At 43.4% G+C, this 18442-nt stretch carries 21 protein-coding genes; 17 read left to right on the plus strand and 4 right to left on the minus strand.

Annotated elements, in window-relative coordinates; all coding sequences use genetic code 11:
- Window positions 1-11 precede the first annotated feature (11 nt).
- The 13 genes from GMC92_RS05050 to GMC92_RS05115 all read left to right on the plus strand — a co-directional run bounded on the left by GMC92_RS05050 (window position 12) and on the right by GMC92_RS05115 (window position 10832).
- Window positions 12-608, plus strand: a complete 597-nt coding sequence (locus tag GMC92_RS05050) for an MptD family putative ECF transporter S component (RefSeq protein ID WP_070665494.1) — start codon at window positions 12-14, stop codon at window positions 606-608.
- Window positions 598-1446 (plus strand): SAM hydrolase/SAM-dependent halogenase family protein, encoded by an 849-nt coding sequence (locus tag GMC92_RS05055; protein ID WP_155199909.1) that lies wholly within the window; start codon window positions 598-600, stop codon window positions 1444-1446. The genes GMC92_RS05050 and GMC92_RS05055 overlap by 11 nt, the downstream gene beginning before the upstream one ends.
- 14 nt (window positions 1447-1460) lie before the next feature.
- On the plus strand, window positions 1461-2012 hold the full coding sequence (locus GMC92_RS05060) for an ECF-type riboflavin transporter substrate-binding protein (RefSeq protein WP_049518348.1): 552 nt from the start codon (window positions 1461-1463) through the stop codon (window positions 2010-2012).
- Window positions 2013-2306: 294 nt separating this feature from the next.
- The gene (locus tag GMC92_RS05070) at window positions 2307-2501 is read left to right on the plus strand and encodes a helix-turn-helix transcriptional regulator (RefSeq protein ID WP_003005328.1); all 195 of its coding nucleotides are present in this window, start codon (window positions 2307-2309) and stop codon (window positions 2499-2501) included.
- A 28-nt stretch (window positions 2502-2529) separates the two neighbouring features.
- On the plus strand, window positions 2530-3009 hold the full coding sequence (locus tag GMC92_RS05075; protein WP_155124683.1) for a DUF6773 family protein: 480 nt from the start codon (window positions 2530-2532) through the stop codon (window positions 3007-3009).
- A gap of 13 nt (window positions 3010-3022) precedes the next feature.
- A complete protein-coding gene (locus GMC92_RS05080; RefSeq protein ID WP_155199910.1) occupies window positions 3023-3514 on the plus strand; it encodes a DUF6773 family protein in 492 nt (163 codons plus the stop codon).
- 150 nt (window positions 3515-3664) lie between these two features.
- Window positions 3665-4648: an oxygen-dependent tRNA uridine(34) hydroxylase TrhO gene (trhO, locus tag GMC92_RS05085; RefSeq protein ID WP_118396585.1), complete on the plus strand. Its 984-nt coding sequence runs from the start codon at window positions 3665-3667 to the stop codon at window positions 4646-4648.
- A gap of 99 nt (window positions 4649-4747) precedes the next feature.
- Window positions 4748-5653: a DUF4299 family protein gene (locus GMC92_RS05090; protein WP_070665488.1), complete on the plus strand. Its 906-nt coding sequence runs from the start codon at window positions 4748-4750 to the stop codon at window positions 5651-5653.
- A gap of 156 nt (window positions 5654-5809) precedes the next feature.
- Window positions 5810-6583: a nucleoside phosphorylase gene (locus tag GMC92_RS05095; RefSeq protein WP_155199911.1), complete on the plus strand. Its 774-nt coding sequence runs from the start codon at window positions 5810-5812 to the stop codon at window positions 6581-6583.
- Window positions 6584-8287: an ABC transporter ATP-binding protein gene (locus tag GMC92_RS05100; RefSeq protein ID WP_155199912.1), complete on the plus strand. Its 1704-nt coding sequence runs from the start codon at window positions 6584-6586 to the stop codon at window positions 8285-8287.
- Window positions 8259-9089: an energy-coupling factor transporter transmembrane component T family protein gene (locus GMC92_RS05105; protein WP_070595372.1), complete on the plus strand. Its 831-nt coding sequence runs from the start codon at window positions 8259-8261 to the stop codon at window positions 9087-9089. Before GMC92_RS05100 ends, GMC92_RS05105 begins: the two co-directional genes overlap by 29 nt.
- A gap of 4 nt (window positions 9090-9093) precedes the next feature.
- On the plus strand, window positions 9094-9846 hold the full coding sequence (locus GMC92_RS05110; RefSeq protein ID WP_155199913.1) for an SDR family oxidoreductase: 753 nt from the start codon (window positions 9094-9096) through the stop codon (window positions 9844-9846).
- 83 nt (window positions 9847-9929) lie between these two features.
- The gene (locus GMC92_RS05115; RefSeq protein WP_155199914.1) at window positions 9930-10832 is read left to right on the plus strand and encodes a carbohydrate kinase family protein; all 903 of its coding nucleotides are present in this window, start codon (window positions 9930-9932) and stop codon (window positions 10830-10832) included.
- Between the two features lie 215 nt (window positions 10833-11047).
- Here the strand turns inward: GMC92_RS05115 and rsmG are convergent, their stop codons facing one another.
- A complete protein-coding gene (gene rsmG, locus GMC92_RS05125) occupies window positions 11048-11761 on the minus strand; it encodes a 16S rRNA (guanine(527)-N(7))-methyltransferase RsmG (protein WP_031575538.1) in 714 nt (237 codons plus the stop codon).
- Window positions 11762-11831: 70 nt separating this feature from the next.
- Here rsmG and GMC92_RS05130 point away from each other — a divergent pair, with 70 nt between their 5' ends.
- Entirely contained in the window at window positions 11832-12392 is a 561-nt protein-coding gene (locus GMC92_RS05130; RefSeq protein WP_155199915.1) for a LemA family protein, read from the plus strand.
- Between the two features lies 1 nt (window position 12393).
- On the plus strand, window positions 12394-13290 hold the full coding sequence (htpX, locus tag GMC92_RS05135) for a zinc metalloprotease HtpX (RefSeq protein ID WP_003017370.1): 897 nt from the start codon (window positions 12394-12396) through the stop codon (window positions 13288-13290).
- Window positions 13291-13588: 298 nt separating this feature from the next.
- Here htpX and GMC92_RS05140 read toward each other — a convergent pair whose 3' ends face one another.
- From GMC92_RS05140 to GMC92_RS05145, 3 genes are all read right to left on the minus strand, one after another.
- Window positions 13589-14806 (minus strand): MFS transporter, encoded by a 1218-nt coding sequence (locus GMC92_RS05140; RefSeq protein WP_155199916.1) that lies wholly within the window; start codon window positions 14804-14806, stop codon window positions 13589-13591.
- Window positions 14803-14979: a hypothetical protein gene (locus tag GMC92_RS10735; protein ID WP_173019406.1), complete on the minus strand. Its 177-nt coding sequence runs from the start codon at window positions 14977-14979 to the stop codon at window positions 14803-14805. The genes GMC92_RS05140 and GMC92_RS10735 overlap by 4 nt, the downstream gene beginning before the upstream one ends.
- A 110-nt stretch (window positions 14980-15089) precedes the next feature.
- Entirely contained in the window at window positions 15090-15950 is an 861-nt protein-coding gene (locus GMC92_RS05145) for a helix-turn-helix domain-containing protein (RefSeq protein WP_155199917.1), read from the minus strand.
- A gap of 197 nt (window positions 15951-16147) precedes the next feature.
- Between GMC92_RS05145 and GMC92_RS05150 the strand changes: the two genes are divergently transcribed.
- Together GMC92_RS05150 and GMC92_RS05155 are read left to right on the plus strand one after the other, a co-directional pair.
- On the plus strand, window positions 16148-16687 hold the full coding sequence (locus GMC92_RS05150; RefSeq protein ID WP_003005275.1) for a YceD family protein: 540 nt from the start codon (window positions 16148-16150) through the stop codon (window positions 16685-16687).
- A gap of 123 nt (window positions 16688-16810) precedes the next feature.
- A complete protein-coding gene (locus GMC92_RS05155; RefSeq protein ID WP_003005145.1) occupies window positions 16811-18289 on the plus strand; it encodes a flotillin family protein in 1479 nt (492 codons plus the stop codon).
- The last annotated feature ends 153 nt before the right edge of the window (window positions 18290-18442 follow it).

Consider the following 18442-nt stretch of genomic DNA (forward strand, 5'->3'; position numbering starts at 1 on the left):
ATCAGTATCCAATGAATAGAATAAATGTGAATCAAATAAAACAAGTTGGAGCCTTCACTTTCCTCTATTTTCTTGCGATTGGACTGGGGGTCTTAGTTGGAAATCTGGTCGATCATCAAGGAAATATGTTTTATGCTCCTGCCTTTTCAGCCTTGTTTGGCGGGACGATCTACCGCTATTATCTAGAAAAAATAAAAGGAGTTGGATCTATCTTTATAGTTGGCTGCGTGATCGGATCCTTCTTCCTCTTTTCGCGTCATGGTGCAGGAGCCTTTATTCCAGCCTTGATCGCCGGAAGTTTTGCGGAGATGGTCGCCTCAAGTGGTCGTTTTCGCTCGAATTTACGAAATGCCTTGTCTTTTGTCATTTTTGCCTTTGCGACGACAGGGCCCATTCTTATGATGTGGTTCTATCCAGCCAGTTACCGCATGTCGTTACTGGATCGTGGTAAATCGATAGACTATGTCAATCGGGTGATGGTATCACCAGATCTAGCGACCATCACTTGGTTTGTCCTCACGGTCATACTGGGTGCTGGATTAGGATGGGGACTATCGAACTTCCTTCTTCCATTCTTGGTCAAAAAAGGAGATAAAGATGCACAATAATTTACTAGTTCTTCAGTCAGACTTTGGTTTGGTGGATGGAGCAGTATCCGCTATGATTGGGGTTGCTTTAGAAGAATCACCAACCCTTAAAATTCACCACTTAACTCATGATATTACCCCCTACAATATCTTTGAAGGGAGTTACCGTCTCTTTCAGACAGTAGATTACTGGCCAGAAGGGACGACCTTTGTTTCGGTGGTCGATCCTGGTGTCGGTTCCAAACGAAAGAGTGTGGTAGCTAAAACGGCGAAAAATCAATACATTGTCACTCCGGATAATGGCACTCTCTCTTTTATCAAGAAACATGTAGGGATTGTTGCTATCCGTGAGATTTCAGAGGTGAAGAACCGCCGGGCCAATACAGAGTTTTCTTATACCTTCCATGGGCGTGATGTATACGCCTATACTGGGGCTAAGTTGGCCAGTGGCCATATTAGTTTTGAAGAAGTCGGACCAGAACTCAGTGTCGAACATATTGTGGAAATCCCAGTGGTTGAGACAGTTCTTGAGGACAATCTTGTTAAAGGTACAGTTGACATCCTAGATGTACGCTTTGGTTCTCTTTGGACTTCCATTACTCGAGAAGAGTTCAATCATTTGTCACCCAAATTTGGGGAACGTTTTGAAGTAACCATCTATAACAATGACATGCTGGTTTACCAAAACCAAGTAACCTACGGCAAGTCTTTCGCCGATGTGCGAATTGGACAGCCAATCCTTTATATCAATTCCCTTTACCGTGTTGGTCTTGCCATCAACCAGGGATCCTTTGCCAAGGCCTATAATGTAGGAGTTGGGGCTTCTTGGCATATCGAGATTAGAAAAATGGAAAATTAACAGGAGATATCATAATGAAACAGAAATCATTATTTTCAATTAAAGATGTTGTGGCTATTGGGGTTGGAGCAGCCCTCTTTGTCGTGATTGCTATGTTGCAAATCCCTGCACCTGCACCGAATACGAGCATTCAGTTGCAATATGCCCTTCAAGCTCTCTTTAGTGTAGTCTTTGGCCCAATTGTTGGCTTCTTAATCGGCTTGATTGGTCATGCCATTAAGGACGCTATGTCAGGTGGGCTTTGGTGGACTTGGATCATTTCAAGTGGTTTGTTTGGACTCTTTGTTGGTTTCTTCCGCAAACAAATCGGTGAATTTAAAGGGGAAGTGACAAAGAAAGAATTAATTGTCTTTAACGTCGTTCAAATCGTATCCAACCTTGTGATCTGGGGCTTTATTGCTCCGGTTGGAGATGTCTTGATCTACAAGGAAAGTGCCAATAAAGTCTTCCTACAAGGTGTTGTTGCGGGTTCATTTAATGCATTAACAGTAGCTGTTGCAGGTTCTCTTCTCTTGATTGCTTATGCACGGACTCAAACAAAAGATGGAAGTTTGACCAAAGATTAAATGTACAGAAGATAAGAGAGTGGGACAGAAATCGGTAATTCGTTAGAATTCGATTTCGTCGTCCCACCTCCGCACAGTTGAGTAGGGCTGTAAAAGCTGATGAAATCAGCGTAGTAGAGCCCACTCAACCACTGCGTCTTGCTCGACAATCCAAAAATAATTGAGAGGCTAGGACTTTTGTCCCAGCCTCTTTTTTGTTTTATCAAAAATATTTTTTACAAAATGGAAGATATATATTGCAAAATAGAAAATATAGTGTATAATAAAGCTATAAAAATAAGAAAGGAAAAGCCTGTGGCGAAAAATCTCAAATTAAAAATGGCCCGGGTCGAGCATGATATGACCCAGGGGGATCTTGCAGATGCCATTGGAGTGACGCGCCAGACCATCGGTCTGATTGAGGCGGGAAAGTATAACCCAACCCTCAGTCTCTGCCTTGCCATCTGTAAGACCTTGGATAAGACGCTGGATCAACTGTTCTGGGAGTAACAGTTTTAATAATAGAAAGAGGAAGAATATGAAACAAAAGAAAGAACCAATTGTAAAAGATGAACGGACTATGCTACTTGATGGAAAAATCGCAGGAGAACTTGTCCTTGGCATGACCTGCTTTATTGCCCTATCTGCCTTTGTGAAGTCCAGTATCCTGGACTTAGACCTAGTCGCTTATCTCCCTGAGATGTTCCTTCTGATTGCCATGGGGGCTTATGCTCTGCTAAGAAGGATCAGTTCAGGGATTGATATCCGAGATGTGTTAGAAAAAGATAGCTGGTTGAGTCGCCTTGGGTCAGGTCTATTCTTTGCTGTGCTTGTGACAGCTATGGATGTGATTGGAAAGAGAGAAGCAATGAGCTTTATCTTGAGTCCAAAGTATCTGGTCAAAATTCTATTAGAAATTCTCGTCTTTGCCATCCTGACAGATCTGCTTGAAAAACCACTTGCTCTTATCAATCGGAAAAAACAAGAGAAGATCGAGGCAGAATTAGAGGATGAATAATAAGGAGGAAGAGATGAGATTACAATTGCTGAACAAACAAATCATAGATGAACGAGAAGAAGGCTTAGCTCATAAGGCTGGTGCTGAGATGGCTGTTTTTCTTTTCCTTGCCTTAACTGTTTTTAGTGTAGGATCCATTTTTACATCTAAGGTGGGGCTCAGTCCAATCATGGTGGTAGCCTTACTCATCGTCTCAGGATTATATTATTCGGTGCGTTGTCAACGATTGGGTGTGAGATTTATCAGTTATAGCTATCTAAATGTGACGGGAATTGTAGCAGTAACCTCTATTCTCTCCTTGTTCATCTGGGCTCAAAATTTTCAATTAAACCAAGCTGTCTATCAGGCAAATCCCTTCCATTCAAAATTCTTACTAGTACTTCCTATTACCTTTTTACTAAATCTTCCAATTGTATGGGGAGTGAATACCCTTGTGACGCTTCTTGCAAAAGTTGAGAAAAAACGCTATGAAGCCTATCTGGATCAGTTGGAAAAGGAAGAGTAGAAAGTTGGAACCTTAGTTTCGTCCTATAAAAGTCTGGGAAACCAGGCTTTTATTTTTCAGTCAAATAAATTGCATTCGTTTTCTTGGGAGAGTATACTGGTATAGTTGAATGAAAAATTCTGATAATTTAATCTTAGAAAAGAGAATGACATGGCAAAACCTATTCGTGTATTACTTTACTATAAATATGTTCCCATCGAAAACGCGGAACAATTTGCGGCTGATCACTTGGCCTTCTGTAAATCAATCGGCCTTAAAGGACGTATCCTAGTTGCTGATGAAGGGATTAACGGAACCGTTTCTGGTGACTACGAAACAACGCAAAAATACATGGACTACGTTCACAGCCTTCCAGGTATGGAAGACCTCTGGTTCAAGATTGATGAGGAAGAAGAACAAGCTTTCAAGAAGATGTTTGTACGTTATAAGAAAGAGATTGTCCACCTTGGTTTAGAAGATGATAACTTCGATAACGATATCAATCCCCTTGAAACGACAGGTGCTTACTTGTCACCAAAAGAGTTTAAAGAAGCTCTTCTCGACGAAGATACCGTTGTCCTTGATACTCGGAATGACTACGAGTACGATCTTGGTCACTTCCGTGGGGCTATTCGTCCAGACATCCGCAATTTCCGTGAATTGCCGCAATGGGTCCGTGATAACAAGGAAAAATTCATGGACAAGCGTGTTGTCGTCTACTGTACTGGTGGAGTCCGCTGTGAGAAATTCTCAGGCTGGATGGTGCGTGAAGGCTACAAAGATGTCGGTCAATTGCATGGCGGAATCGCCACTTACGGGAAAGACCCAGAAGTTCAAGGCGAACTGTGGGATGGGAAAATGTACGTCTTTGACGAGCGGATTGCAGTCGATGTCAACCATGTCGATCCAAGCGTTGTCGGAAAAGACTGGTTTGATGGAACACCATGCGAACGCTATGTCAACTGTGGAAATCCTTTCTGTAACCGTCGCATCTTGACTTCAGAAGAAAACGAGGACAAGTACCTCCGTGGTTGCTCACATGAGTGCCGGGTTCACCCTCGCAATCGTTATGTCCAAGAACACAACTTGTCACAAGCAGAGGTTGCTGAGCGTTTGGCCCTTATCGGTGAAACGCTTGATGGAGCACCTGCATAATGGAAACAAACAGTCTGAAAGCTCAGGCTGTTTTTATATGGAAATTGATTGAAAATTGTGCTATACTTTAGGTAAGCGATTTCACAAAGGAGAAAACAAATGAGTATCGTGTTTTCAATCAAAAATAAAAAGAGCTTATTTGGCTATCAGAAAGTACTCGCAGCACAGGAAGTTCTTAAATTGGTAGAAGGGTTGACAACCTACAACTATGATCCTGCTACCCTTCATCGTCCCTTAAATGATTTTGAAGGCTTGAACTGTATCGTATTTGGTAAGAGCGGTCTTCCTCTGCAGTTACGCTATTTTGATGAGGAAGAGTCTTATCAGATTCAGGTGCCCTCTTTTGCGATAGAAGAAGATTGGCAGTTGGCCCTTCGATGGCTTAGTCGCCTAGGAGAAGTATTAGGAACGGAGATTGTGGCCAGCGACGGCGTGAGCTATACTCCAGATTCTATTTTCCATTTTGATTATGAAGTCGTTATCCTAGAAACGCTGGGTAATGTGACCAAGGAAAAAGATCTAAAAGAGTTTGAAGTACAAGGCTTCGCTCATCCAGTCTATTTGGATCGGGATACAGTGCAGGAAGTCTTGAACCATGTCCATCCACTAGAAGCCTACTCTGCCTTTATCAAGAAGATTCAATATAGTGCAGCATATTTCAGTCAAGTCCGTTTTTATCAACAGGAGGAGACAGGAGCCTTCTTAGCCAGCTATAGCTTGACAGAAGATACGGATACGGTCTTGCCAAGCGTGCCACATGTTCCTGCAGAATATGTAGAAATTGTGGGCTTAGCAGGTATCATTGATTGGCGGGTGCTATTGGTAGCGATCGATGGAGATCCGGATAAGCCAGAAAATTACCATCCAATTGGCTCTCTTGCTCTGAAGAACCTTATAGAAGCGCTAGAGCCAGATGAATACCAGCTACTAGATGCTAGTCAAATTGAAATCAAAAAATTGTCCAAAGAGCGGTTGCTAGAATTAGCGCAGTTGGAAAACAAGTAACAATATCGTAGGGAACTGTCCTTCCAACGTTTGATCCGAAAAATCTAACGTCTGGGAGCAGTTCTTTTTTTATGCTCTTCCTTTGATCAAAAACCAATGACTAGGCTAATTATGGTATAATAGGGGCCTAGAAGTAGAATGAAAGAGGTGCACGAAATGCTGTTAGAAGAATTTGATGCCAATCGACAGGCGATTATCAATCCACAAGACTTACACCAACCAATTGAAGGATTTCCCAAAGTAGTCATCTCTTGCTTTTCAAGAGTAACTTTTGCGCGCCTCCTTGAGAATTATGACCATGAGGTCATTACAAGAACCTCCATGGCCAACTTTGAAGTCCTGGTCTATGGGATCACTATTGAAGACCAACAAATTGCTGCCTTTAATGCACCCGTTGGGGCTGCTTCCTGTGTGGGGATTATAGAGGATTTGATTCAATTTGGGATGGAAAAACTGGTGCTCTTTGGGACCTGTGGGGTTTTAGACCGTGATATCGAAGCGACTTCCATCATCATTCCAACGGCTGCTCTTCGCGACGAGGGGACTAGTTACCACTATCTTCCGGCTAGTGATGAAGTGGAAGTAAACAAGAAAACCCTCCCTCTCTTCCAAGCCTTTCTGGATAGTCACAAGGTTTCTTATCAGTCAGGAAAAGTGTGGACGACAGATGCACCCTACCGGGAAACCATCGACAAGATGAAGCGACGAAAGGAAGCGGGAGCCATCTGTGTGGATATGGAATGTTCGGCAGTGGCAGCCTTAGCAGCTTATAGGGGCTTTGAGCTCTGCCATTTCTTCTATGCAGCTGACCACCTCTCGGAAGAAAAATGGGATATCCGAACCTTATCTAGTCATGAGGATTTAGATAGCAAGGATCGAATCGCGGAGTTAGCCATCCAATTTGCGCTCTTTTGGGAAAAGGCAAACTAAATGAAAGAAGCAATGATTGAACTGAAGGATTTTTCCTTCCAATACAAGGCACAGTCTGAACCAACCTTGAAAAATCTCAACTTAACCATTTATAAGGGGGAAAAGGTTCTGATTGTTGGGCCATCTGGTTCTGGAAAATCAACGATTGGCCAGTGTCTAAATGGGATTATCCCCAATATCTATAAGGGAACCAGTAGTGGGCAATTCCTCATTCAGGGGAAAGAAGCCTTTGATCTCAGTATTTATGAGAAATCTCACTTGGTCAGTACGGTTTTGCAAGATACAGATGGCCAATTTATTGGTTTGAGTGTCGCAGAAGACTTGGCTTTTGCTCTTGAAAATGACATGGTGGATCTGGGAACGATGAAAGAGCGTGTGCAGAGTTGGGCAGAACGCTTGGATTTGATGAAGCTCTTGGATCATCGGCCACAAGATTTGTCCGGTGGGCAAAAACAGCGAGTGAGCTTAGCAGGTGTTCTGATTGACGAAAGTCCGATCCTCCTTTTTGATGAACCACTGGCTAATCTAGATCCCAAGTCGGGTCAGGATATTATTGATCTGATCGATCAGATTCATGAAGAACAGGGGACGACCACCATTATTATCGAACACCGTTTAGAGGATGTACTCTACCGTCCTGTCGATCGGGTTATCTTGATCAATCAAGGTCAAGTTCTCTTTAATGGGAGCCCAGATGAGTTGTTGAGGACGACACTGCTGGCTGAAAATGGGATTCGAGAACCCCTCTATTTAACAACTCTTCGCCAGCTTGGACAGGATATCAATCAATTGGAGCATCTGGATCGTTTGGACGATATCCAACTGGATGATGTAAATTGTGTGATTCCAGAAGCGACCTTTACTAAAACTGGTGAAGCAGAAGAACTATTGAAGTTGGAGCAGATTTCCTTTGCTTATCAAGAAAATCATCCGATCTTAAAAGATATATCACTCACGATTCCGAAAGGGCAGCGCTTAGCGATTGTTGGGAAGAATGGGGCAGGAAAATCAACTCTTGCGAAAGCCATCTGTGGATTCATTACTACAGAAGGGCAATACACCTCTAGAGGTGAAGATATCAAGCAGGAGAGTGTCAAGGAGCGGGCTGAGCGAGTGGGCTATGTCCTGCAAAACCCCAATCAAATGATTTCGACCAATATGATTTTTGACGAAGTCGCTCTAGGTTTGCGCTTGCGGGGTGTCGCCGAAGAGGATATCAAAGAGCGTGTCTATCAAGCTCTGAAAACTTGTGGTCTCTATGAGTTTCGTAAATGGCCGATTTCTGCCCTCTCGTATGGGCAAAAGAAACGGGTGACCATCGCCTCTATACTAGTTTTAGGACCAGAAATTTTGGTCTTGGACGAGCCGACAGCAGGTCAGGACCAGCGCAATTACACTGACATCATGGAATTTCTAGATAGCTTGCAAGAAAAAGGCCATACCATTGTCATGATTACCCATGATATGCAACTGATGTTGGATTATTCTGATCGTGCACTTGTAGTATCAGACGGGCAAATTCTAGCAGATCTCTCACCTGTAGAGCTGTTCACTCATCCGGATATTTTACAAGAGGCTAATCTCAAAGAAACTTCGATTTTTGCCTTAGCCAATCGATTAGGAATGGATCCCTTGGCGCTAACGCAGTTTTATATGCAACAGAAAGGAGTAGATCATGAATCATCGATTAGTCGGCTACCATGAGGGGACGAGTTTTCTTCATCGCCTTTCAGGTGCGAGTAAGTTACTCTTTCTTCTTTTTGTATCTCTTGCGGCCATGTTGAGTTATGATACCCGGCTCCTTCTAGGAATTGGTGTGGGCGCCTTACTGTTATTCTCTACAGCTCGTATTCGATTTCGGGATATTTCATTTGTACTTGCATTTGCTCTTGTTTTTGCACTGTTAAATGTTGTCATGGTCTATCTCTTTGCCCCTCAGTATGGTGTAGAGATCTACGGGGCAAAGACGGTACTGATGAAGGGGTGGGGCTCCTATAGTATAACCTCGCAGGAACTCTTTTATCTTTTTAATCTAGCTCTTAAGTATGTCTGTACCATACCTCTAGCCTTGATTTTTTTGATGACGACCCATCCTAGTCAGTTTGCTTCAAGCCTCAACCAAATTGGCGTATCCTACAAGATTGCCTATTCTGTCAGCTTGACTCTGCGTTACATTCCTGACGTACAAGAAGAATATCAAACGATTAAATTGTCTCAGGAAGCCAGAGGGGTGGAGTTGTCCAAAAAGGCCAAGCTGATCCAGCGGATCAAAGGCAATTTACAAATCATCTCCCCCTTAATCTTTAGCTCACTTGAACGAATTGACAGTATTTCTACAGCCATGGAACTGCGTCGCTTTGGTAAAAATAAAAAGCGGACCTGGTATTCTCATCAAGCCATGGAAATGAAAGATTATGGGATGATTCTATCAGCCTTAGCTGTTCTGGTCTTGAGTATTGTCCTGATCTTTGTCAATCAGGGACGTTTTTACAATCCATGGAGGTAATGACATGTCAGAAACGATTTTAGTAACAGGAGCTTCAGCTGGCTTTGGTCAAGCGATTTGCCGTCGCTTAGTAGCAGATGGATACCGTGTGATCGGGTCAGCTAGACGCATCGATAAATTACAGGCCCTTCAAGAAGAGTTGGGAGAAGCCTTTTATCCCCTGCAAATGGATGTGACGGATCTTTCTCAGGTAGATCATGCACTTGCCAGTTTGCCAAAAGCTTGGGAGAAAGTGGATGTTTTGGTCAATAATGCTTGCTTGGCTCTAGGCCTCGCCCCAGCTTATGAAGCAGAGGTCGCAGACTGGCTGACCATGATTCAGACCAATATTGTTGGTTTGACCTATCTGACAAGGAAAATCTTGCCCCAGATGGTGGAACGAAATGATGGCTATATTATCAATTTGGGCTCTACAGCAGGAACTGTGCCTTATCCAGGGGCCAATGTTTACGGGGCATCCAAGGCTTTTGTCAAGCAATTCTCCCTCAATCTTCGGGCTGATCTAGCTGGCAAGAAGATTCGTGTCAGCAATATTGAACCTGGTCTTTGCGAAGGGACAGAGTTCTCTTCTGTTCGCTTTAAAGGAGACGAAAAACGGGTAGAAGCCCTCTATCGAGATGCCCATGCCATTCAGTCTGAAGACATTGCCAACACTGTAGCTTGGTTGATCCAACAGCCCAAGCATGTCAATGTCAACCGGATTGAAATCATGCCGGTTTCCCAAACCTTTGGTCCTCAACCCGTTTATCGTGATTAAAAAGAGAAGCAACCACTCCACAAGGGGTTGGTTGTTTTTTATCTTTCCTCTGGTATAATAGAAGGCAAAGTAAGGAGAAAAAGATGACAGCTGCGTTAATTATTGGTTCTACAGTTTGTGATGTGATGATTTACTTGGATCGTTTGCCAAGTCGTGAAGGAGATGCCCATATTGATCACCAGCAATGGTCTGTGGGAGGTTGTGCCTTTAATGTCGTTAATATCCTTCATTTTTTGTCGCAACCCTACCGGTTTGTCTCGCCAGTCGGTTCTGGAATATATGGTGATTTTATTCGGAAAGAGCTAAAACAATTAGGGATTTCCTCTAGTATCTCATTAGAAGGGGCCAATGGTTGCTGTTACTGCTTTGTAGAGTTTGATGGTGAGAGGACCTTCTTATCGGACCACGGAGTGGAGTATAGCTTCCAAGCAGAGTGGCTAAAAGAGATTGAGACAGATCGGTTTGATTACATCTACTTATGTGGCCTTGAAGTCGAGGAGCCAACCGGTCTTGCATTGGTTCAGTCTGTTTCGCAACTAGAAGGCCAGGTGATTTTCGCACCTGGGCCACGCGGACACTTGATTCCAAAGGATCGACTGGAAGAAATTTATGATCTGCATCCGATTCTCCATGTTAATGAGGCTGAAGCACTGGCTTTCTCAGGGTGTAGAGAGATCCAGCCAGCCATCGAATACTTGTATCAGAGAACGGGGCAATTGGTCATTGTCACCTTGGGTGAAAAAGGCGCGGTTGCCTATGATGACAACTGGTATGAGGCAGACGGTTTTCCAACAGAAGTCGTCGATACAGTAGGCGCTGGAGATAGCCATGTGGGAGCCTTCATATCCGCCCGTTTAGAAGGCTTAGACATTGCGCAAGCCTTAAGATTTGCCAACAAAGTCTCTAGCCAGATTGTTGCAAGTAAGGGGGTTCATCTGACAAAAGAGCAGCAAGAAGCCCTGCGAACAGAATTGAAACAAAAATAAAAAAGAGAGTGGGACAGAAATCGGTAATTCATTAGAATTCGATTTCGTCGTCCCACCTCCGCACAGTTGAGTAGGGCTGTAAAAGCTGATGAAATCAGCGTAGTAGAGCCCACTCAACCACTGCGTCTTGCTCGACAATCTAAAGACAATTGAGAGGCCAGGACTTTTGTCCCAGCCTCTTATTTGACTTTATCCTCTTAGCCCTTTGTATCTTACTACAATGGCCGCTTATTAGGCATGCCTGCTTTTCTTGGGTATTTATTGGGGGTTTCTTTTTTCTTTTCGACAAGAGTGATATAGCGTGGATCGCCATTTGGCAATTCATACTGTAGATTGTCTTCAACCTTGCTAAAGAGCAGGTTGAGGGCGTTTTTGGCTTCTTCCAACTCTTCTGGAGCATTGCTGGCCTTAAGAGCAAGAAGACGTCCCCCTACTTTCAGGTAAGGAATTGTCAGTTCAGAGAGGACCTGCATGCGGGCAACCGCGCGGGCGGTTACGATATCAAATTGGGCACGAAAGGCCTTATCTTGTGCAAAGTCCTCAGCACGTCCATGGTAGAAATGAACTCCGCTCAAACCTAACTCTTCAGCCAGCAAGTGGAGAAAATTGATCCGCTTATTAAGGGAATCAATGATGGTCACATCTAGTTCAGGGAAAAGAATCTTCATAGGAAGGCTCGGAAAGCCGGCGCCAGCCCCGATATCCAAGAGACGGATGGGTTGGTTTTCGATCAAACCCTGTAAAATGGGTGCGATCGAATCATAAAAATGCTTGAGATAGACTTCGTCTTTTTCGGTGATGGCGGTGAGATTAATCTTTTCATTCCATTCCACGAGGAGCTCGAAATAGCGTTCGTATTGCTCTTTTTGACGATCAGTTAATGGAAAGCCGAGATCGGCTAAACGGACATAAAATTCTTCTGGTTTCATGCTATTATTTTACCACAAAATAAGGGAAATTTGATATACTGGTAGAAAGAAATGAAAGGAATTCAATAAAATGATTTGGATTATTCTTGGGATCATTGTGGTCCTTGTGTTGATGGTAGTAGGAGTTTACAACGGTTTGGTGAAAAGCCGGATGCAAACTCGTGAAGCATGGAGTCAAATTGATGTGCAATTGAAACGTCGGAATGACTTGATTCCAAACTTGATCGAAACCGTTAAAGGCTATGCCAAGTACGAAGGAGATACACTAGCAAAAGTGACTCAACTTCGCCAACAAGTAGCGCAAGCTTCTTCACCTGCAGAAGCAATGGCGGCCAGCGATGCTCTTTCCCGTCAAGTAGCCGGCATCTTTGCGGTGGCTGAAAATTACCCAGACTTGAAAGCCAACACCAACTTCATGCAATTGCAAGAAGAATTGACCAACACAGAAAACAAAATTTCTTATGCTCGTCAATTGTACAATAGTGTCACAAGCAATTACAATGTCAAGTTGGAAACTTTCCCAACAAACGTAATTGCTGGAATGTTCGGCTTCAGACAAGCTGAATTCCTTCAAGTGCCTGAAGAAGAAAAAGCAGTACCAAAGGTGGACTTTAGCGGATTAGGAGACTAATATGCTCTTTGACCAAATTGCAAGCAATAAAAGGAGAACCTGGATTCTCCTTATTGCTTTTTTCATACTCTTAGCTCTTATCGGAGCAGCCGTTGGTTACCTCTGGTTAGGCTCCTCCCTTGGTGGCGTCATCCTAGCTTTGATTATTGGTGGAATCTATGCCTTTAGCATGATTTTTCAATCCACCGAAGTTGTCATGCGGATGAATGGGGCGCGTGAGGTAACGGAAGAGCAAGCCCCTCAACTCTACCATATTGTACAAGATATGGCTATGGTAGCCCAGATCCCCATGCCTCGGGTCTATATTGTAGATGATCCTTCTATGAATGCATTTGCGACAGGGTCTAATCCTCAAAATGCTGCTGTTGCAGCAACGACAGGTCTTCTAGCTGTGATGAACCGTGAGGAATTGGAGGGAGTCATCGGACACGAAGTCAGCCATATTCGCAATTACGATATTCGCATCTCTACGATTGCAGTTGCCCTTGCTAGTGCCATCACCATGCTTTCTAGTATTGGAGGACGGATGATGTGGTGGGGCGGTGGCCGTAGCCGGGACGATGATCGAGAAGGTAGCGGTGGTTTGGAGATTGTTATGCTGATCCTTTCCCTGCTTGCCATCGTTTTAGCGCCATTAGCAGCGACCTTGGTCCAGTTAGCCATTTCTCGTCAAAGGGAGTTCCTAGCAGACGCTTCAAGTGTTGAATTGACGCGGAATCCTCAAGGGATGATCAATGCTTTGTTAAAACTAGACAATAGCGAACCAATGCAACGACATGTCGATGATGCGAGCAGTGCTCTTTTTATCAACGATCCAAAAAAAGAATCCGGATTGCAAAAACTCTTTTATACCCACCCACCCATTGCTGAGCGGGTGGCTCGCCTAAGAAAAATGTAAAAAATCCACCATTAGCAGGATTGAGAGTGTGGGAAAACTGTTTTTCTTTATAAATCTAATAAATTCTATACAAATAAAAGAAATTTATTCTTTAGAATTATTAACTCATCTATTGAAACTTTCCGCTGTGAGAAAAGTGCTAGAAACAATTGTGTTTCTAGCACTCGGGAGTTTTGGAACCTTGGGTCCAAAACTAAGTCATGGAACTTCGAAGAAGTTCGCTGACGTCCGTCCTCACCTAAGGAAAGTTTTTAAGATAACTTTGTCTTTAAACTCAATCCACCAAACGGTGGATTTTTTATTTGGTAGTTAAGAGGAGGGTAGTGAAACCAAGGATGGCAAAGATCCCCCAAGCTAGGGGAAGGCTCCATATAGCTAGACTAGAAAAGAGAGCTGTCCCAAGTGGCATGGCAAAGCTGACCATCAGTCCCAAAAAGCTAGAGGTAGAAGCTAATTTTTCAGCGGGTAATTTACTCATTAAAAGACTGGAAACTTTTGGGTTGATTTTTGCTACAAGATAACCAAGGAAAGTGATGAGTAGAAGGGAAAGAATGTCCCAGTGCATCAGGATATTTGTGAGACCAAGCATGGTCAGCCCACCTGCGATCCACAGGAGGATATGGTGGAGCGATTGCTTGGAAAAATAGTCATGGGGTGTCAAGCTAGCCCAGACCATGCTTAAAATAGTCACAGCCTCTAAGATCAAGAGGGATTGGCTAAAACTCAACTGAAAGAAGGGGGAGTGAAGCAGTTGCAAATTGTAGATACCAGAGATGGATCCCCCTAGGGCATTGATGAGAACCAATGAGAAGAGCAACTTGCCAAAGTGGTGGACCTCCTCATCTGCAAAAATACTTTTGGCGTTCTGGTACATCTCTTGGCATTCGTGTAGCAAAGAATTCTTACTTTTGGGCTCAATGACAGGATCATGTGTCAGCTGTTTTTTTCTCATCAGAAGACAAGTAGAAGACAGGAGAAAAGTCATGGCATTGATCGAAGCGACCAGGGCAAAATTTTGATGGCTGATAGCTAGCAGCCAAACTCCTAGAGCTTGTCCAGAAATCGAACAGACCATGCTAAGCAGTTGGTTGAAGGAATAAGCCTCCATTAAATCCTCGTCTGGGATGTTCTTTTTCATGATAGGGAGTTGCAAGCCTCCGCGATAATCACTCAAACAATCTGAAATAATGTTTAAAAAGCAAACAATCGAAAAGGCTAGGTAACCCGGAATCTTGGTCATGAGAGCAATAAGGATGAAGAGGATGGCTTGAAGATAGCCAATGCGGATCAACCAGTTAGCTTTTTTCTTCGTGCGGTCAGCCTTCATCCCGACAAAAATGGTAAAGAGGCTAGGAATAAACACAATGAGATTAGCAATTCCAACTGCTAGGCTCGGCTGTGGCATACTGGCAGCAAAGACCACAAAGACCAGATTGTAGATGGCAGCGCCAAGGGTATTTAAAAAGCGTGAAAGACTAAGTAAGGCAAAAATTTTATTACGAGCTAAGAGTTTCATGAGCCTTCCTCCTTCACGTGATTAGTTGCTAGGACTTGTTTGATGGATCGAAAGATCTGTTTGAAGAGGTCCATTTTCTCCTCTTCAGAGAGAAGAAGTTCCTGATCCTTCAGATAAACGCTGGTATGTGAGAGAAGAAAGCGGAGGAAGTGGTTTTTTAGTTTGGTCATCATGGGAAGAACCTTCTTTCTTTACTTGATAGTCCTATTGTAAACCTAAAAAGCAAGAAAAAATTAATGTTGCATATTTTCAACAAAAACTCACAGAGTAGATCTGTGAGTTTTTAGGATTTATTGATCAGTTCTTGCAGGCCCTGTTTGTAGTAGTTGGCACTGTCCTTACAATCCAGAATAGAGAGAACCTGGATGGCCTGTTCCATCTTTTCAAGACCGATTTCTTTTTCTCCCTTTCGATAGAGAAATTCTCCTTTGGCGTAGAGATAAACCGTCCGAAGGTAGGCTTCGTTCTCAGAGTAAAAGTGGTCGTTAATTAGGTGGTCAAAAAAAGATGCATCTTCAAATTCATTTGAACTAATGGCGAGAAAAAAGCCATTAAGGAAAATAGAATTGATGGCAGGACGAGAGGAATCTAGGAGAAGCTTGAAATCCTCCCGTTGGACCAACTCCTCTGTGTATTGTCGATAGAGCTGACTAGAGAAAAGAGGAGAGGTCAGTGAAAATAGGCTTAACTCAAAATTTCCCCAGACCATGACAGAGAAGAGGTAGTCATAGAGGAAATCTAGTTCCTCTTGGCTAGCAGCCAACTCTACCTCAGGATATAAGCCAAGTATTTTGGCCTTGAGAATAATGCTGGCTAAGAAGTCTTCTTTTTTCTGATGTTTCTGGTAGGCTAGCTGGTAGCTTTGGTACAAGGCTTGATCGTGTTCCAAGCTCATGTTTTCATAGTGCTCTTTCAACAATTTGGGAATAAAGGAGTGCTGATCGATTCCAGCTAGATGGGAAAACTCACTGAGGCTCGTTTTGATCTGTTGCAAAGCCTGAAAAAACCGTTGGGTCGTCAGGTCATTTTCCCCTCTTTCAAATCGAGATAACATGGAGCGCGAAAATTCGCCACCCGTAGCTTCCTCTAAAGAGATGTGACGACTTTCACGTATTTGCCGAAAAACAGCTCCGATTTCTTTCATGAATTCTCCTCTATCTAACAATGCCCTAGCAAGTGACCCTCTTTTGTCCAAGAGATGGTGGGACCTTGTGTACAACACCAATTGGCCTAGTTACTGTATCTTTTTTCATGATTATAACAAATTTTTGAGGAGACTTCTTGGTTGAGGGGCAGCTTCATGATATACTAGTAGTATCTAGAAGATTTGAGGACAAAAGAATGAACCTATTTACACAAGAAATCCGTAAAAATCCTGAAGGACTAGCCTTTGATCAAGAGTTGGATTTGCTCAAAGAATTGCAAAAGCGTAATCCAGAAATTCTTGATTTAAAGAATGTGACAGCGACAGGACGAGTAGCCTATGATACAGGCCTCTATGTCTTGGATTACCAGTTGAGCTATACCATCGTTTTGGCATCTAGCCGAAGCATGGAGCCTGTTGAGCTTCAAGAGAGCTATCCTGTAACAGAGGTGTTTGCGGAGGATGTACAGTCTGACGCAGATATCGAGGCCCTAGAGGAAGACTTGATCCTTCCAATCGAAGGTGGGAAGATTGACCTGAGTGAGAGTGTAGCGGATAATATTCTGCTCAATATTCCTCTCAAGGTTCTCACTCCAGAAGAAGAGGCTGGACAAGGTTTTATCGAAGGCAATGATTGGAAAATCCTATCCGAAGAAGAATACCAAGCCGCTCAAGCGATTAAGAAAGAAGAAAACAGTCCTTTCGCCGGTCTAAATGGCTTGTTTGACGAAGAATAAGCTAGAGATTGCATTTGATAAATTTAGACATAAATACAGGTCTTTTCTTTGAGGAAAGGCCTTCTTTTGATATACTAGGATTAATAAACAACAGAGGGGAGACCTCTAAAAAGGAGAAAAAGTATGGATACTTTATTTATTCCAGGTTGGTTGATTACCGGCCTAATAGTCGCAGTTATTATTTTGATTTTGCTTGTTAAAGGTTATGTGAACGCTAAACCCAACGAAGTCGTGGTCATTACCGGTCTTCGGAAGCAACGTCACTTGCGTGGGAAAGCTGGCTTTATGATTCCCTTTGTCGAACAACGCTCTTATCTTGATATTGAGCAATTCTCGACAGATGTTCGGACGTCAGAAGCAGTCCCAACATTGGACTTCATTAACGTCCGTGCCGATGCAGCTGTTAAATTAAAAATTGGTACAACCGATGAAATGATTGCCCGGGCTGCAGAAAACTTCTTGAACTGGAATACGACAGATATTTCCAACTCTGTCCAAGATGTCTTGGAAGGAAACCTGCGGGAAGTGATCGGTCAGATGGAGCTCCGTAAGATGGTCAATGACCGTCAAGAGTTTGCCTCAAAAGTGCAAGATAACGTAGCACCAGACTTGGCTAAAATGGGTCTAGAAGTCATCGCCTTTACGGTTCAATCCTTCTCTGATGAAGGGGGAGTCATCGATAACCTCGGGATTGAAAATGTTGAAACCATTAAGAAAGATGCCTTGATTGCCAAAGCCAAAGCAGAACGCGAACGCAAGGAAGTCGAAGCAGAACAAGATAAATTGGCCAACGACAAACGCGTCGCTGCCGATCTTGAAATCGCGCAAAAACAAAACGAATTAAAACTCAAACAAGCAGCCCTCAAGCAAGAAGCAGATATTGCCCAAGCAAAAGCAGATGCCGCTAAAGGGATTGAGGCAGAAGTGCAACGTCGTGAACAAGAGCGCGTGGCAGCCGAAGCCAATATCATGAAACAGGAAAAAGAAGCGGAAGTCAAAGAGCGCGAAGTTAAGGTTCGTGAGCAAGAATTGGATGCCAACATCCGCAAACAAGCTGAAGCTGAAAAATATGCGCGTCAACAAGCTGCAGAAGCAGAATTGATTGAACGCCAACGCAAGGCGGAAGCAGAACTCTTCGAAACACAAAAAGAAGCCGAAGCTCGAAAAGCTCAAGCCGAAGCTGAGAAATTTGCCCAATTGCAAGAGGCCGAAGCTATTGAGGCTAAAGGTCGTGCCGAGGCTGAAGCCATTCGCTTGAAACTGGAAGCCGAAGCCAAAGGTTTGGACCAAAAGGCCGAAGCGATGAAGAAAATGCAAGAAGCAGCCATTACTGAAATGGTCGTTGACAAGTTGCCTGAAATTGCGCGTGCTGTCGCAGAACCATTAACCAAGGTTGATAAGATCACCATGTACGGGGAAGGCAATGCTTCTAAGATGGTGGGAGATATTATGCAAAGTATCGACCAAGTCTCTCAAGGAGCCGGATTTGATATTCGTCAATTGCTAGCAGGAGCTCTTGGAGTTAATATGACGGTCAACAAACTCAAAGAAGGAGAACAACCGGTCATTGAAGCAGAAGAGTTAGCTTCAAAAGAAGATTAATGTCATTCATCAGAAAGTGTCTGAGGACTGTAACTCAGGCACTTTTTGTTTTTTGCTTCAAAGTAGATAGGGGCTATCTTTTCTACATGAAGGGGCAGGGTATGATTTTCTACTTTCATTTGATGTCAAAAAATGGTAGAATATAGGCAAACT

Origin of the sequence: Streptococcus parasanguinis (assembly GCF_009717775.1) — a bacterium.
In the GTDB taxonomy this organism is placed as follows: Bacteria; Bacillota; Bacilli; order Lactobacillales; family Streptococcaceae; genus Streptococcus; species Streptococcus parasanguinis_AG.

What these genes read in the sequence shown, in the direction of transcription:
- GMC92_RS05050 (WP_070665494.1), top strand. Translation starts at nt 12, where the DNA reads ATGAATAGAATAAATGTGAATCAAATAAAACAAGTTGGAGCCTTCACT.
- GMC92_RS05055 (WP_155199909.1), top strand. Translation starts at nt 598, where the DNA reads ATGCACAATAATTTACTAGTTCTTCAGTCAGACTTTGGTTTGGTGGAT.
- GMC92_RS05060 (WP_049518348.1), top strand. Translation starts at nt 1,461, where the DNA reads ATGAAACAGAAATCATTATTTTCAATTAAAGATGTTGTGGCTATTGGG.
- GMC92_RS05075 (WP_155124683.1), top strand. Translation starts at nt 2,530, where the DNA reads ATGAAACAAAAGAAAGAACCAATTGTAAAAGATGAACGGACTATGCTA.
- GMC92_RS05080 (WP_155199910.1), top strand. Translation starts at nt 3,023, where the DNA reads ATGAGATTACAATTGCTGAACAAACAAATCATAGATGAACGAGAAGAA.
- trhO (WP_118396585.1), top strand. Translation starts at nt 3,665, where the DNA reads ATGGCAAAACCTATTCGTGTATTACTTTACTATAAATATGTTCCCATC.
- GMC92_RS05090 (WP_070665488.1), top strand. Translation starts at nt 4,748, where the DNA reads ATGAGTATCGTGTTTTCAATCAAAAATAAAAAGAGCTTATTTGGCTAT.
- GMC92_RS05095 (WP_155199911.1), top strand. Translation starts at nt 5,810, where the DNA reads ATGCTGTTAGAAGAATTTGATGCCAATCGACAGGCGATTATCAATCCA.
- GMC92_RS05100 (WP_155199912.1), top strand. Translation starts at nt 6,584, where the DNA reads ATGAAAGAAGCAATGATTGAACTGAAGGATTTTTCCTTCCAATACAAG.
- GMC92_RS05105 (WP_070595372.1), top strand. Translation starts at nt 8,259, where the DNA reads ATGAATCATCGATTAGTCGGCTACCATGAGGGGACGAGTTTTCTTCAT.
- GMC92_RS05110 (WP_155199913.1), top strand. Translation starts at nt 9,094, where the DNA reads ATGTCAGAAACGATTTTAGTAACAGGAGCTTCAGCTGGCTTTGGTCAA.
- GMC92_RS05115 (WP_155199914.1), top strand. Translation starts at nt 9,930, where the DNA reads ATGACAGCTGCGTTAATTATTGGTTCTACAGTTTGTGATGTGATGATT.
- rsmG (WP_031575538.1), bottom strand. Translation starts at nt 11,761, where the DNA reads ATGAAACCAGAAGAATTTTATGTCCGTTTAGCCGATCTCGGCTTTCCA.
- GMC92_RS05130 (WP_155199915.1), top strand. Translation starts at nt 11,832, where the DNA reads ATGATTTGGATTATTCTTGGGATCATTGTGGTCCTTGTGTTGATGGTA.
- htpX (WP_003017370.1), top strand. Translation starts at nt 12,394, where the DNA reads ATGCTCTTTGACCAAATTGCAAGCAATAAAAGGAGAACCTGGATTCTC.
- GMC92_RS05140 (WP_155199916.1), bottom strand. Translation starts at nt 14,806, where the DNA reads ATGAAACTCTTAGCTCGTAATAAAATTTTTGCCTTACTTAGTCTTTCA.
- GMC92_RS10735 (WP_173019406.1), bottom strand. Translation starts at nt 14,979, where the DNA reads ATGATGACCAAACTAAAAAACCACTTCCTCCGCTTTCTTCTCTCACAT.
- GMC92_RS05145 (WP_155199917.1), bottom strand. Translation starts at nt 15,950, where the DNA reads ATGAAAGAAATCGGAGCTGTTTTTCGGCAAATACGTGAAAGTCGTCAC.
- GMC92_RS05150 (WP_003005275.1), top strand. Translation starts at nt 16,148, where the DNA reads ATGAACCTATTTACACAAGAAATCCGTAAAAATCCTGAAGGACTAGCC.
- GMC92_RS05155 (WP_003005145.1), top strand. Translation starts at nt 16,811, where the DNA reads ATGGATACTTTATTTATTCCAGGTTGGTTGATTACCGGCCTAATAGTC.